This window comes from Pseudoalteromonas sp. J2K-J979 (assembly GCF_058169715.2).
In genome coordinates, this window is record NZ_CM200282.1 from 606,910 (window position 1) to 620,196 (window position 13,287).

Annotated in this window: 14 protein-coding genes and 1 pseudogene; 7 read left to right on the forward strand and 8 right to left on the reverse strand. The window is 40.8% G+C overall.

Going from position 1 to position 13,287, the window contains the following annotated elements:
- The first annotated feature begins 182 nt into the window (after window positions 1-182).
- Window positions 183-611 (forward strand): hypothetical protein, encoded by a 429-nt coding sequence (locus AC3KVK_RS19190; protein ID WP_490310045.1) that lies wholly within the window; start codon window positions 183-185, stop codon window positions 609-611.
- A 4-nt stretch (window positions 612-615) separates the two neighbouring features.
- Here the strand turns inward: AC3KVK_RS19190 and AC3KVK_RS19195 are convergent, their stop codons facing one another.
- Window positions 616-1,497: a LysR family transcriptional regulator gene (locus AC3KVK_RS19195; protein ID WP_490310044.1), complete on the reverse strand. Its 882-nt coding sequence runs from the start codon at window positions 1,495-1,497 to the stop codon at window positions 616-618.
- Between the two features lie 118 nt (window positions 1,498-1,615).
- Here AC3KVK_RS19195 and AC3KVK_RS19200 point away from each other — a divergent pair, with 118 nt between their 5' ends.
- From AC3KVK_RS19200 to AC3KVK_RS19210, 3 genes are read left to right on the forward strand one after another with little or no spacing between them, the layout of a single operon-like run.
- Window positions 1,616-2,704: an FAD-dependent monooxygenase gene (locus tag AC3KVK_RS19200; protein ID WP_490310043.1), complete on the forward strand. Its 1,089-nt coding sequence runs from the start codon at window positions 1,616-1,618 to the stop codon at window positions 2,702-2,704.
- 25 nt (window positions 2,705-2,729) lie between these two features.
- On the forward strand, window positions 2,730-3,920 hold the full coding sequence (locus tag AC3KVK_RS19205) for a pyridoxal phosphate-dependent aminotransferase (protein ID WP_490310042.1): 1,191 nt from the start codon (window positions 2,730-2,732) through the stop codon (window positions 3,918-3,920).
- Window position 3,921: 1 nt separating this feature from the next.
- Window positions 3,922-4,788, forward strand: coding sequence for a DsbA family protein (locus AC3KVK_RS19210; RefSeq protein WP_490310041.1), 867 nt, complete (start codon window positions 3,922-3,924; stop codon window positions 4,786-4,788).
- Window positions 4,789-4,935: 147 nt separating this feature from the next.
- Here the strand turns inward: AC3KVK_RS19210 and AC3KVK_RS19215 are convergent, their stop codons facing one another.
- The gene (locus AC3KVK_RS19215; RefSeq protein ID WP_490310040.1) at window positions 4,936-5,874 is read right to left on the reverse strand and encodes a LysR family transcriptional regulator; all 939 of its coding nucleotides are present in this window, start codon (window positions 5,872-5,874) and stop codon (window positions 4,936-4,938) included.
- A gap of 140 nt (window positions 5,875-6,014) precedes the next feature.
- Between AC3KVK_RS19215 and AC3KVK_RS19220 the strand changes: the two genes are divergently transcribed.
- The gene (locus AC3KVK_RS19220) at window positions 6,015-6,671 is read left to right on the forward strand and encodes a nitroreductase family protein (protein WP_490310039.1); all 657 of its coding nucleotides are present in this window, start codon (window positions 6,015-6,017) and stop codon (window positions 6,669-6,671) included.
- Between the two features lie 95 nt (window positions 6,672-6,766).
- On the opposite strand, the gene AC3KVK_RS19225 is transcribed toward AC3KVK_RS19220, so the two are convergent.
- From AC3KVK_RS19225 to AC3KVK_RS19250, 6 genes are all read right to left on the reverse strand, one after another.
- Window positions 6,767-6,982: a TIGR02450 family Trp-rich protein gene (locus AC3KVK_RS19225; protein WP_490310038.1), complete on the reverse strand. Its 216-nt coding sequence runs from the start codon at window positions 6,980-6,982 to the stop codon at window positions 6,767-6,769.
- 547 nt (window positions 6,983-7,529) lie between these two features.
- Window positions 7,530-7,781, reverse strand: coding sequence for a hypothetical protein (locus tag AC3KVK_RS19230; RefSeq protein ID WP_490310037.1), 252 nt, complete (start codon window positions 7,779-7,781; stop codon window positions 7,530-7,532).
- Between the two features lie 247 nt (window positions 7,782-8,028).
- Entirely contained in the window at window positions 8,029-8,421 is a 393-nt protein-coding gene (locus tag AC3KVK_RS19235; protein WP_490310036.1) for a DUF4019 domain-containing protein, read from the reverse strand.
- A 145-nt stretch (window positions 8,422-8,566) separates the two neighbouring features.
- A complete protein-coding gene (locus AC3KVK_RS19240; RefSeq protein ID WP_490310035.1) occupies window positions 8,567-9,025 on the reverse strand; it encodes a YccF domain-containing protein in 459 nt (152 codons plus the stop codon).
- Between the two features lie 481 nt (window positions 9,026-9,506).
- Complete coding sequence (locus AC3KVK_RS19245) at window positions 9,507-9,965, reverse strand: hypothetical protein (RefSeq protein ID WP_490310034.1); 459 nt, start codon at window positions 9,963-9,965, stop codon at window positions 9,507-9,509.
- Window positions 9,966-10,345: 380 nt separating this feature from the next.
- Window positions 10,346-10,747 (reverse strand): helix-turn-helix domain-containing protein, encoded by a 402-nt coding sequence (locus AC3KVK_RS19250; RefSeq protein WP_490310033.1) that lies wholly within the window; start codon window positions 10,745-10,747, stop codon window positions 10,346-10,348.
- Window positions 10,748-10,823: 76 nt separating this feature from the next.
- On the opposite strand from AC3KVK_RS19250, the pseudogene AC3KVK_RS19255 reads away from it, so the two are divergent.
- Window positions 10,824-11,318: pseudogene (locus AC3KVK_RS19255) on the forward strand (DUF2938 domain-containing protein).
- A gap of 360 nt (window positions 11,319-11,678) precedes the next feature.
- Window positions 11,679-13,067 carry an MATE family efflux transporter gene (locus AC3KVK_RS19260; RefSeq protein ID WP_490310032.1) on the forward strand — a complete coding sequence of 463 codons (1,389 nt, stop codon included), beginning with the start codon at window positions 11,679-11,681 and terminating at the stop codon, window positions 13,065-13,067.
- Window positions 13,068-13,287: the final 220 nt, after the last annotated feature.

The following is a 13,287-nucleotide window of genomic DNA, read 5'->3' on the forward strand; positions in this document are numbered from 1 at the left end:
TTCGTCATAATAGTTTATTTAAAAGACAATACAAGTATTATTTTCCATTAAAGGACCGACAACTTTAACTTGGTGTTCAAACCACTCAATCCTGCGTGTTAATGTTTAAAACAAATTGCAGTCTGGTTTGCAAAACGCTAAGTTAAACACATGGAGTCAGTACACACAGGTATCAAACAGTTATGTTTTGTGGACACGGTAGCTACAGTTTCACCATTGAAGCGCCAATCTTATATTTGGAGCTTTATGATGCGTTTAATGAAGAAGGGGCGCTTCAATTTCGACATGCAATGCTCGCTGAATATCAAAAACACCCCACGCTGTTACTCAACCATGCCATTGTCAACTTACATGATTGGCAATTAGGTACGCCCGAAAGCCAAGGTGAAGCACGTAAAATGTTTCAAAGCATGGCTGAACGCGGTTATAAGCAAGTCGACTATCTCGTCAATGGCAATATTATCGGTCAGTATTTATTAGCTAAACTGTGGCAAGATATCCCAGTGCAGGTCACCTTCCACTCAACGACTGAGGCATTTTGTCAACAAAACCCATTCGCAAAACAGTTAATTGTTCAACACCAGCAAGATCAAAAAAATCAGCGTAAATAAGCGCTTATAACTGGCTGGTTTGCGCTTTAATTAAACGCGTCACCGCTTGAATTTTGACGTCATCGCGCAAATCTTTATGGAACACACTCCACAAATAGTTATTATTCTTACATTCAATACTGCTCACTTTACATAACGGGCTATCGGCCATTACTTTGTTATCATCAATCGGTCCAATCCCTATGCCATGCTCAACTGCCGATTGGATATCAAAAAAGTGATTGCTTTGGTAACTAATCTGTTGAATATCGAGCTGCTGATTAATCGCTTTTACAAATGAAATATTTTTTTTACGCCCGCTTGGCATCACCCAACTATGGTATTTGTAATCTGCAATCGACTGAGGTAACCCGCGCCGTTCAACATAACTATTGGATGCATAATACGAATAATTTAATGAACTAATTTTGGTTGCAATTAAATCCGCTTGCATATCGCCAGCTTCACATGCACGAATAGACAAGTGTGCACTCCCTGTTTCTAACGGGACGATATCGTTGCTGACATCAACGAGTAAGCGCAATTCAGGGTGTAGTTGCTGGCATTTGAGTAAAACCGGATGCAAAAATGAAGAATATTCAGGTAAGGTGGTAATTTTTAGTGTGCCTTTAATTTCACTATTCAGCGCCGCCAAATTAGTATGTAATTGCGCAAATCGCAATTCAATTTCAGGCAAGCAGCTCAGGAGTTGTTGCCCCGCATCTGTCAGTTGGTAGCCCCGCTGATGTCGTATAAAAAGCTTACATTCCAATGACTTCTCTAATTGTTCAATGCGCCTTAGTACCGTCGAATAATTCACACCTAAGCATTCTGCCGCTTTGCTTAATGAACCCAGCTTTGCCGCTTGGTGGGCAATTTTAACATCGTCCCAATTAAAGTTTGCCACAATTACCTCCTCGTTAGTTATGCAATTTTGCATAACTATTATGTATGTACCCATATTACATAAATTTAATCTAATCGTTAATATAAAGTTAAGTAAAGAGCTAGAGATTGGGTGCACCATGCAACCACGGATCGTCATAATTGGCGGAGGCATTGCCGGCTTGGCATTTGCCGTGTATTACAAACAACTCGGTGGGCGAGTTGATATTTATGAACGCAGTCATATTAGCGGCCGTGAAGGTTTGGGCTTTATCATGTTAGAAAATGGTTTAAGTGCCTTAGCTGAACTCGACCTACTCGATGCTGCAAAAATGAACGGATATGCTTTGGATCACTGCCAAATAAAAGATAATCATAACCGTTCGCTTAAAAAACAAGCACTTCCAAACAGTTTCGGGACAACACGCAAAGCATTTGTTGATTGTTTGCTTGCAAAAATTCCGGCTGAGTGGCTACATTTTGATGCTCAATTTTCTCATTTTACTTACCATGAAAATGGCTTAGCTGACTGCGCCGTATTCACCAATGGTCAGCATGTTAGTGCGGATATTTTTCTGGGTTGTGATGGCGGCCGTTCACAAGTTCGGGAGCAACTTTATCCAAATGCAGCTAGCACTGGCGGCAAAGTGCATGAATTAGTATCGATTATCGACGATCCTGCATTAGTCAAAAGTTTATCTCATTCATTCGTCAAGTTTAAACAACATGCTGGCGGCCTGGCCGTCGGCATGGTGCCTGCGGCAAACAATAAGTTAGTGTGGTTTATCCAATATGCGTGTCAGATGTTTAGCGCACCTGAGCAAAGCGCCGAAAGTAAATGGCAATTTGCCCAACAAACTGTTGGTCATTGGCCTCAACCAATTCCACAGTTAATCAAATACACTAATTTTAATCATTCACATGTGTGGAAAACGCGTTATTTACACCCCCTTCCCCAATATCACCGAGGTAACGTGGTTTTATTAGGCGACGCTGCCCACACACTGTTGCCATTCACTAGCCAAGGGGTGAACTCAGCCATGGTTGATGCAATCGAGCTGGCTAATTCCTTGTGGCAAATTGATCTCATCATGCTGCCGCTTGCACTGAGTCAATTCAGTAAAAAACGCAAACTCATCGCCGATACGTATCTAGAACAAGGTATTGAGCTACAAGAAGAGTTTTTACAACCCCATCATCAAGCGCAAAAAGTACCGTTCGCGTTTTAATTAGTTAAGTCACAAGGACTTCATCATGCAAAAAACATCGTTATTTAATTGTGACGCCGTTCCTGTCGAGGTTTTAAAACAACGTGCCTTTAACTTTCGTTGGGCTGAAACCGCACTCGATGTCATCCCACTGACAGCCGCCGATCCTGACTTTCGCTGTGCGCCAGAAATTAGCCGAGCCATTACGGACTATGCCCAAGAAGGCGTATTTTCTTATGGGCCCCATCTAGGACTCAATAGCTTCAAACAGGCACTCAGTGAGGGCTTAGCACATCGAAAGGATTACCGCTTAAACCCTGAGCTTATTTTGCCCATCGACAGCGTTGCCAGTGCGATGTACATAGTGGCAAAAACCTACCTCAAACCTGGCGATGAGGCGATTATTTTTGATCCCGTCGATTTTCTATTTGAGCAAGCCGTCTTAGCTGCTGGCGCTGATGTTAAACGTTGTCGTTTCGACCCTCGGCGCGGGCAGTTTGACCTCGACTCACTGAGCGACTTACTCAGCGAGCGCACCAAATTAATTGGTGTCTGTAACCCACATAATCCGCTTGGCCGCCTGATGACCAAGCAAGAATTGACCACACTTGCCCACTTCGCCAACCAACATAATTTGATGATCCTTAATGATGAAATATGGTCTGATATTGTTTTCCCAGAGCACACCATGCACAGCTTTCATCACCTTGAGCCTGCGTTAATGCAACAAGTGATCACCGTTTATGGCTTCTCAAAATCGTTTGCTCTGGCAGGGCTAAGAGTCGGCGCTATTTTTTCACCGACAGCTCAGCATTATCAGCAAATAGTCACCACAGCTAATGTAATGACAACTGCAGGTGGCGTTTCAACAATCTCACAAGTAGCCGCCACTGAAGCGGTCTTAAACTGCTGGTATTGGGTCGATGAATTTATGATTCATTTAACAAAAATGCGCGATTACGCTGTCGAGCGTTTGAATAACATGCCCGGCGTGCAATGTGCCAGCCCACAGGCGACTTATTTGCTCTTTCCGGATATCAGCGCAACGGGCTTCAGCAGCGAGGCACTCACGCAAGAGTTATTAAAAGATAAACTCGCCGTCGTACCTGGTAGCCCACGATTTTTCGGCCCCGGAGCGCATGGGCATATCCGCGTTTGCTTTGCCACCAGCGCAACAATATTAAGTCAAGGCCTTGACCGAATGGAAGCCACCCTCTCACGATTAGGAGTGAAATAATATGCAATGTGAAACCCAGCAAGGATGTCTGCTGCCGAACCAATCCAATCAATCAGCGCATCAACCCAGTCACCTAAAACCAGCAGATATCATCTTTGTCACCGATCCAATTTGCTCACATTGTTGGGCTATTGAGCCTATGTGGCGACGCTTGAACTGTGAGTACCAATTCACCACGCGATATATTCACGGTGGTTTATTGCCCGGATGGGAAGGCTTTGGTGATGCCGGTAATAGAATTTCAGGGCCTTTAGATGTTATTCCTCACTGGCAGCATGTAGCTGAGATTTATCAGCAGCCAATTGATCCCTCCGTTTGGCAACATGATCCTATCTCCAATTCATATATTTTATGTAAAGCCGCTTTGGTGGTACGACAGTTAGCGCCTAGTCTAGAAAGTCTGTTTGTTCGCATGATGCGAGAACGGGTGTTTCTGCATGCAGAAAACCTCTCTAATGAACAGATTTTACGTCGTCATGTTGAAACATTTGGTTTTGATGCCGAAGCTTTTTTTTCCTTGCTCCATAGCGCGCAAATTAGCAGCCTCTTCAAGCGCGAGCAGCATGAGATGCATGCCTTAGGCGCTCGTGGTTTTCCTTCGCTGATATTCTTATCTGATCATCCTATCAAGCTAGTCGGTTCGGTCGGTTTTCAGGCATTAGAAGAAGCGTTACTGTCACAAAAAAAACCGACTATTAGGCCGCTTAACCTAAGTAATACTGACAAACTGCTGCGTTATAACAGCTGGACTATGCGTGAAGCGACCGAAGTACTGCAATGCGCAGCGCATACGGCACGCAACTTATTAATCGCTCAGGGCTTTTCAATGACATCTTTAGCAGATAGCGAGTTTTGGTACCGGCACTAACTTCAACGCGTTCCCAAGGCAACTCACCATTGCCACCTTTCAGCCGCTTTGCTCAGTGACACGCTGTGCCCCTAATTTGGCTGGTCAGGTGAGTACGTCCTGTACTCACCTTTTTTTCTCGCTTGGCTATTGCCATCAAGTTTAGCGCTACATCTCGATAGCACGTTTATTGATAATTCCTTTGTTAACAAGTTGATTGAGTAAGTCGCTGCTTTTTTGTCGGCACACATCACGCAACAGCCGTACAGCAGGTGTAATTGACTGTCGACTTGGACAAATTAACCATAACTCACAACTAATATGCGGGTAATCTGCCATGACTGCCACGACTTTTTCATCCAATAAGTCTTGCGCAAAATCCAAGGCTGATTTTACTGCCAACCCTTTTCCAGCAAGGCACCAACGCCTCACCAAATCGCCATCATTTGATGCACGGCGCCCCTGCATTTTCACTTTAAAAGTGGATGTTTCATCGGTGAAATGCCACACATTATTGATCCTATCTTGCAATTGATAAAACAGCCCTTGGTGATGTTGCAAATCATCAGGATGAGTCGGGTAACCAAACTCTTCAAGGTATTGAGGGGTTGCGCATAATAAACGCGGCACTTGGCAAATTTTAAACCCATACATATTTGCATCAGTGGGGGAACCGTAACGCAGTGCAATATCGACTGAATCACGATAAAAATCAATATTACTATCACTTAAGTGAGTACGAACACTGACCGCTGGGTAGCGGTCTATGATTTCATCAATCCAAGGGCTCACTATGTTACGCCCCAAATCCGAAGACAACGCCACCCGTAACTCCCCCTCAATGGCCCCCTCATCGCCTTTAAGGTTTTGTTTCGCGAGCTCAAGAACAGCGAGTGCTTGCTCACATTGCGGAATATAACGCTCACCGGCGGACGATAAACGCAAATGACGAGTCGTCCGAACAAAGAGCTCTGCACCTAATGCCGCTTCAACCCGTTTAATTGCAGCGCTTGCGGTGGCTGTTCTGATATCTAATTTCGCAGCTGCGTGGGTAATGCTACGAAACTCAGCCACTTTCAACACTAATTTTAAATCTTCAACCTGCATATTATCTAAAATTTTTTGATAATGATTCAATCATTATGAAGTTTATATTCTGTAAAGCAAACTCTACTATAACAACCAATCAGCCAACTTACGCTGAACATTCATAGGTCAAAGCGATTAAACACGCGAAGGAAAACATCATGACACACCCAATAATTCAAGATTTAAATAAGCGCTACACCACAAAAAAATATGATGCGACCAAACGCATCGCCGCTGAAGATCTGGCCATCCTTTATGAAGCTATGCGCTTATCTCCTTCATCAATCAATTCACAGCCATGGAAATTTGTGGTGATTGAGTCTGATGAGGCAAAAGAACGTATGCACTCGACCTTTGCTAATAATTTTCAATTTAATCAACCGCATATAAAAGCAGCATCGCATGTGGTTTTATTCGCGTATCAGCCAAAATATAGCCGCGACGATTACGCCAAAGTGATTGATGCTGATATTAAAAATGGTCGAACCCAAGAGCAAAATCGCGAGCAGGCCTTTGGCGCTTTTGCTTTCGTTGATTTAAACACAGACGAGCATGGTAACAATGCACCGTGGACGAAAGCGCAAACCTACATCGCATTAGGTAATACCATGCATGCAGCGGCACGTTTAGGAATCGATTCGACACCGATGGAAGGAGTGGATGCACAACTCATCAGTGACGTGTTCAAGGATGAATTAAATGGCTATGTGTGCGAAGTCGCCTTGGCCCTTGGCTATCATCTACCAGAAGAAGATTACAATGCCGCACTACCTAAATCTCGCCTTGCGGCTAAAGATGTATTACAGGTAATCTAGTCACTCCACGTTTTGCGCTTGCTGTAAAGCAAGCGCTGTTGCCCTCTTGATTCTTATCACTAAATAACCCAGTACGTGTATCGTTCTACGCTTATTTAACACCAACCTTGACGCCATATTAAAGGTTGTTTTAGCTCTCGCCAGTTGATCTCATATTGACTCTGAGTCAGTACAGCTTGTATCACACAACGAATAACTATTTTATTTTCATCTAATTCAACTTCTGTAATCGTAAAATGCTTCTCTTTATTTTGAGGCTGCTTTGCCGTCCATTTACTGTGTAACAAGGCTTTTGGATTCACGCGATTCATATTTTCATTCCTGTATGATTAAGTGGCACAAGCATAAAATTAAGTAATACATACCGCCATACTACGTTTTAAAACGCGATTAAACAGCCGTAAAGGTTTGATTTTCATTGGATCATTTAAACTGTAAAGGGGGTTGCCAGATGCAGCCTGCAACAAATGAAGCAATGCTGATACTGTAAATAATAAAGCTTTGCTGCAGCCAAGCTACTTGGGTAAAAAATACCCGCACACCTAAATAGCTAAGTTGCATTTGATGATAAGGAGGCATAGTTCTTACTCAATAAATATTTGTATTAGTCATGAATACGCGATAAAAGAAAAAGCGATCAACTCAGTCGTAAAACCAAGCCCGAAAGATTTATAAGAAACAGCGACTTTCACCCGAAAACTTGATTAGATGCACCTGTGAGCGAAAATACAAAAATGATCAGGTTAGCTGATGAATTTGCAAGAAATGAGATAACTTGCCTAGCAATTGAAACCAGCAAAAAAGTTCGCGGCCTCTACAGGAGTTAAATGTTTAAATACGAAGGGGTCATTGACCCTTTTATTTTATAAACGGGCCAAACAGTTTATTCATAAGTGACAAAAATAGAATGGGTAATACAAACCATAAAATAATCGGAGTGATCACCACTAACAATAGCGCCATCAAACCAGAAATCAGTATCCCGATTAATGGCAATAAAACGAATAACACCAAAGCAATCACGGCGCCAACCAAAGACAGCGCAGCCAGCATCATTAGCGCTATTACGATAGGGTTGTCGATTTTACGTTCATTGATTATTAGCAGCATACGTGCTCCCTTTGTGATAATTATTTATGTTTATCCCGTCACTTAGGGAGGCAGCCGCTAAACAATAACTGATGCTTAAATACACAGCTAATTCGAGTATCAATTAAAAAGTTAAAGTAAGGTCGAAAATAAGAAATCACCATTGATTGCAAACGGGTTTCACTGCGAAGTAAATACTCATCAACAAGTCGATCTAAGAATGACTATAATCCGACCTCAATACAAAAATGTCGTCAAAGCCACGCGACTACTTGATATAATAACCCGCAGCTTGCCATTGACCATCCGTTTCGGTTTGCATAAACGTGACCGTTTCTGTGGCAGTGCCTTCGGTAAACTTTGAGCTATAGATCATAACTGCATACTTGCCTGATGGGACCTTAGGCAGATTTGACACGACTTTAGAGTCAACCAACTCTCTCGAGACAAGCGTGCCGAACTGACTACGTGCAGAGCTAAGACTCGAAGCCCAGATTTTCTCTGTCACTTGAGATTGTAAATACCCCGACGATGCCTGCCAACTCTGTTGATATAAGCCATCATCAATCACAGTTAACCACTCCGTAACAGCCGATTTATCGATCTCAGCTTTAAGCATCAATGGCAACACTAATAATAAACCCAATAATACCTTTTTCATATTCACTCCATTTTTATCTTTTTTTTGTTAAATAAAATACAATACAGCACTTTATAAACATCGTCTGACGTGAGTCAGCATCTGTTTCGAGAAGTCATTAATTTACAGAAAACAACTTAACCTAATGCCAGTGCTTTACCTGTTATCAGTGCTCTCGCATTTTTTCGACCACGACTTGCGCATTCGCATTACGGGCTGCTGCCGCTACTTCTTTTGGCACAATTGTTTTACCAATCGGTGCAATTGAAATGCCGGCCAGTTTAAGGTGTTGAATCGCAAATGGGATGCCAATAATAGTGATAAAACAAGCAATCGCAGAAAGCACATGGCCGATTGCTAACCAAAGACCCGCGAATATAAACCAAATAATGTTCCCAACGACACCTAAATCCGAGGTACCAATATCCTCAGACTGCGTTAATTCATCACGGGCAATGGCTTCTTTGCCAAATGGGAAAAAAGAAAAACCAGCAATGACAAAACACGCTCTTCCCCATGGAATACCGATAATACTCACAAACGCTAACAGCCCGAACAAACACCAAGCAATGCCCATGAATATCCCACCGAATAAAAACCAAATTAAGTTACCAATAGTGCTCATACTACATCCTTATAATATTTAAAATTGAACAATAACAGCGATAAAACTCCTGCTATCTTATTGATTTAAAATCATATACCTAAAATATAACCAATACAATCGTTCAAGTAACCAAAAAGTCTGCGAACTATATAGATTCAATACAAGGCAAAAATTCCCCAGCCATCAGCTCCATCATCCACTGTATCACTAGTCAATAGCCGCATATCACTTAGCTGAGTTAATTAGTCTGAAGAATTAATTTCCAATTGAGCACGTTGATGAGGGGTTCTGAACTAAAACTCTCTTAATGGTCACAACTACATGCATATCATGATTACAAATAAGCGCACCTGATTGTTTGAGTAAGCCATATTCATCAGCGATCTTGATAAAAGCGATGCAGTTTTCTTTTAGCGTAATATACTTTTACACCTCATACGCTCTTGCCGACAATAAATAAACTTGATGAGCTCTTAGCGCACGTTTATATCCGATCAGGTCAACTCTCGTTATTCTGCTTCAATTTACCTGATTGAAATTGTGCAATGGCACCGATCGAAAAGCACACTCCAACATAGAACCACACTGAGCTGGCCACCAGCTGCCAAATATCTAAACCTGTCGGAGTTATCAAGGTTGGGAGGGCGATAAGAGCGCGTAGAATACACATGAAAGCGATGGTTATTAAAGCAGGTTTAAGTAAAGAAACCTGTCGAATAACACCAGCAGACGAAAAAGCAAACACAGAGCAAGCAAACATCAAGCATGCAACAACCACTGTGCCAATCGGTGCCAGTAACGTCCCTTGTTGCGCAGAAACAATAATTTGTTGTGGTGCACGAGCAAAAATAAACCAGCTAGGGCCGCCAACAATACACAATAAATGCCATATTGCAGACGCTGCCGCAATCAATCCAGCACTCATCATAAACTTAGATTGCCTTTTCACTAGCAACACTAACCTCCATAAAACGACTCCTTAGTTGACCCTATCGAATTGAAAACAATCACCTACAGTAATGAAAAGCTTTTAAGATGTTCAAATGATGACAACTAACTTCACTAAAGTAAACAGCTACTTATACTGACTTTAACAACTCGTTCGAGAAAAAAACTCTGTCTTATTTACCGAGAGATCTTCCCCTAAAGCTTTCAACAATATCAATTCATCAGATAACAACACGAGCAAATGTTACGAATAAAAAGCTTTATTGATACAAGCTAAGCACTCCCGATACTTGAAAAATTAGCGGCCCCATACAAATATATTTTTTAATTTAATACAATTACTTACAACAAAATTGGAGTGTAAAGGCTTATTTTTAAGTTATCTCTGCTTTACTTCAGTTTGTTCGCGACACGCATTAACTTTTTAAATTTAGGGCACTGTAAATGATGTTCTGCAGGGCATTCAGCAACATGAAGTAAACTATCTCGGGTGGCTAGCAAGCGCCTTACTTGTTCATCTATTTCCTTCGCTTTAAGTATTAATTTTGCTCTATTTATTTGTAGCTGCGCTTTATCTCCAAACATTTCTGATATTTCATCTAGCGAAAAGTTCGCCAATCGACCCAGTAAAATCAGTGTCAACTTTTCTAATACAGTACCATCAAACTGCCGGCGTAAACCTTTACGTGCCACAGCTTTGATCAGACCCCTTTGTTCGTAATATCTGAGTGTTGCAGCACTAAACCCAGATAACTTTGCAACCTCACCAATATCAAGTGTTTTATCTTTCATTATTACCTTGACTTAAAGTTAACTTTAAGTGGCATGCTATGAAAGTAAGATTAATTTTTCAACAGAGGTATATTATATGACCCTAGAAACTTTCTACTCTATTGTACTCATTGGTATTGGTGCTACGGCAAGCATGGACTTATATGCATTACTTATAAAAAAGGTCTTTGCTATCCCTTCTCTTAATTATGCACTGCTCGGCCGATGGATTTTATTCATCCCCCGCGGGCAACTCATGCATAACAATATTGGCACAACACAAAAAATAAAAGGTGAGTCAGTCATTGGGTGGTCAGCACATTATATTATCGGTATCATTTTTGCCTTTATATTTATCTATATGACTGGGTCCAACTAGTTAAATACGCCTGAGTTGTTTCCGATCTTACTGTTTTCATTTTTGACAGTTTTGCTACCCTTTTTTGTTATGCAGCCTTGTTTTGGTATGGGGATCGCTGCAGCAAAATTGCCATCAGTCAATCGCGCGAGATTAAAAAGTATTTGTACGCATATGGTATTTGGTTTGGGCGCTTATATTTGCGCACAACTACTTATTTTTATTAGCATTTAACTATTTTTAATCAAGGTAAGTCGAATGCCATCCGGCTTACCATAGGTTCAGAAGTTTGGACCTCCCAAGTTTCAAAAACAGGTTGTAACTCATAAAAATACGTTTGCTCAAATTTAAAAAATTTGTTTATTTAGCAATCGTTAAGTTGCCAGCAACTATCGAGTTGAAATTTTATCTACAATTGAGCAAACAAACTCTATCAATGCCTAACTCTTGTAACAAAGTAGTGTTTAAATGAGGCCGACGCCTATTAATAAGCTAAAAGCGTGTTGATTTATTTTCGCCTACTTAGAATAGAGTTTTACACGATAAAAATTTATGAGTACACTTGCGCTAAATTACTCATATTAGGTACAAGCAGTGACCACAAATACACTAGAGCTAGAAGTATCATCACAAAACAAACACTCGCCTTTAATAACCCGTTCTATTTTCAAGCAATTCGGATTTCTAGCGTTACCAGCTATTTTGGGCATGCTAATCAATGGCATGTATAGCTTTGTAGATGCTTTATTTATTTCTCAAGGCATTGGCGCCAATGCAATGGCTGCTGTTTCTGCTGTCTTTCCCATTCAAATGTTTTTAATCTCAATAAGTACCATGCTTGGAAGTGGTATGGCTTCGCTGGTTGCTCGTTATCTTGGCGCGAACAGGCAGCGCGATGCTGATGTTGTATTTTCAACTTCATTCTTATTATCAATAATTTGTGCTTTTATATTTTGTCTTTCTAGCTTTTTAGCTTTAGATCCTATCTATGAATTACTCGCAGTCCCCTTAACTTTGCGCGAGCAAGCAAGTAGCTACATTACACCTATTATCATTTTTTGGATCATAGGCTTTATTAGTAATCAACTAACAGAAGGCTTCAGGGCTTCAGGCAATCCAAAAGCCATGATGCAAGTGCTTTCAACAGCATCAATTTTAAACATTGTTTTAGATGCACTTTTTATATTTGTATTTGAATGGGGTGTCGCTGGGGCAGCATGGGCCACGATCATTGCAATAAGTGTGGGTTTGATGATGGCTATTGCGCTGCAAAAAAAAGGAGAAAGTGCTGTTGCGTTTTCATTTAACAACTTGATTAGTCCATTAAAAATCCATTTTAAGATGTTAAGCCTTGGTTTACCTGTTTTACTTTCTCATGGTGGCTTTTCGATTACCATTGCAGTGACTGTGTATTCAATTTCGACCGTCTTTACTGATATATCAGAGCCTTTGATCGCAGCTCATGGCATATTAATTAGGTGTTTCATGTTTTTGTTTTTACCAATTATAGGCATGATGGTCGCTTTACAAACGTTATCTGGATATAACTACGGCGCCAAGAAATATCAAAGAGTAAAACATGCGTACCTTGTTGCAATTGCAATGAGTGCAGCTTGGGGAGTCGTGGTTACAATTATACTGTGTTTCTATTCAGACATATTATTGGCAATGTTTACAAGCAACACGGACATCATAAAACTGGGAGCTAATATTGCGCCTATTTGTTTTTCTGGATTCATAACAGCGAGCTTTTGCATGATGTCTAGCGGATTATTTCAAGGCTTGGGAAAAGCATTGCCGGCTACATTATTAGACGCAGCTAGAACTTATGTTTTGCTTTTACCACTCATGTACTTTTTACCCAGCCTCATTGGGCCTAATGGTTTATGGCTTGCATTTCCTATCGCTGATGTCATGGGTGGACTATTTGCGTTCGCTTTTTCCCTTATTCATCTAAATAGTTTAATCAAACACTCAAATTAATAAAAAATTCATATTGGATAATTAAAACAATAACGTAATGGCGCTTATTATTTGTAATAGTGAGATTACGTTATTTTCGATCAAAAACAATTTTAAAAACATTAAAAAACAAACAGTTATAATTAATCACTTAAAAGCAAAGTGTTTCAGTGTTTGATAAATGAAAGATACATAACACGCTCTAATAAAACGGTTTTTTTAACTAAGCCTATAACTATTA

What these genes read in the sequence shown, in the direction of transcription:
- AC3KVK_RS19225 (WP_490310038.1), bottom strand. Translation starts at nt 6,982, where the DNA reads ATGAATCGCGTGAATCCAAAAGCCTTGTTACACAGTAAATGGACGGCA.
- AC3KVK_RS19205 (WP_490310042.1), top strand. Translation starts at nt 2,730, where the DNA reads ATGCAAAAAACATCGTTATTTAATTGTGACGCCGTTCCTGTCGAGGTT.
- AC3KVK_RS19215 (WP_490310040.1), bottom strand. Translation starts at nt 5,874, where the DNA reads ATGCAGGTTGAAGATTTAAAATTAGTGTTGAAAGTGGCTGAGTTTCGT.
- AC3KVK_RS19235 (WP_490310036.1), bottom strand. Translation starts at nt 8,421, where the DNA reads ATGAAAAAGGTATTATTGGGTTTATTATTAGTGTTGCCATTGATGCTT.
- AC3KVK_RS19220 (WP_490310039.1), top strand. Translation starts at nt 6,015, where the DNA reads ATGACACACCCAATAATTCAAGATTTAAATAAGCGCTACACCACAAAA.
- AC3KVK_RS19200 (WP_490310043.1), top strand. Translation starts at nt 1,616, where the DNA reads ATGCAACCACGGATCGTCATAATTGGCGGAGGCATTGCCGGCTTGGCA.
- AC3KVK_RS19230 (WP_490310037.1), bottom strand. Translation starts at nt 7,781, where the DNA reads ATGCTGCTAATAATCAATGAACGTAAAATCGACAACCCTATCGTAATA.
- AC3KVK_RS19240 (WP_490310035.1), bottom strand. Translation starts at nt 9,025, where the DNA reads ATGAGCACTATTGGTAACTTAATTTGGTTTTTATTCGGTGGGATATTC.
- AC3KVK_RS19210 (WP_490310041.1), top strand. Translation starts at nt 3,922, where the DNA reads ATGCAATGTGAAACCCAGCAAGGATGTCTGCTGCCGAACCAATCCAAT.
- AC3KVK_RS19250 (WP_490310033.1), bottom strand. Translation starts at nt 10,747, where the DNA reads ATGAAAGATAAAACACTTGATATTGGTGAGGTTGCAAAGTTATCTGGG.
- AC3KVK_RS19190 (WP_490310045.1), top strand. Translation starts at nt 183, where the DNA reads ATGTTTTGTGGACACGGTAGCTACAGTTTCACCATTGAAGCGCCAATC.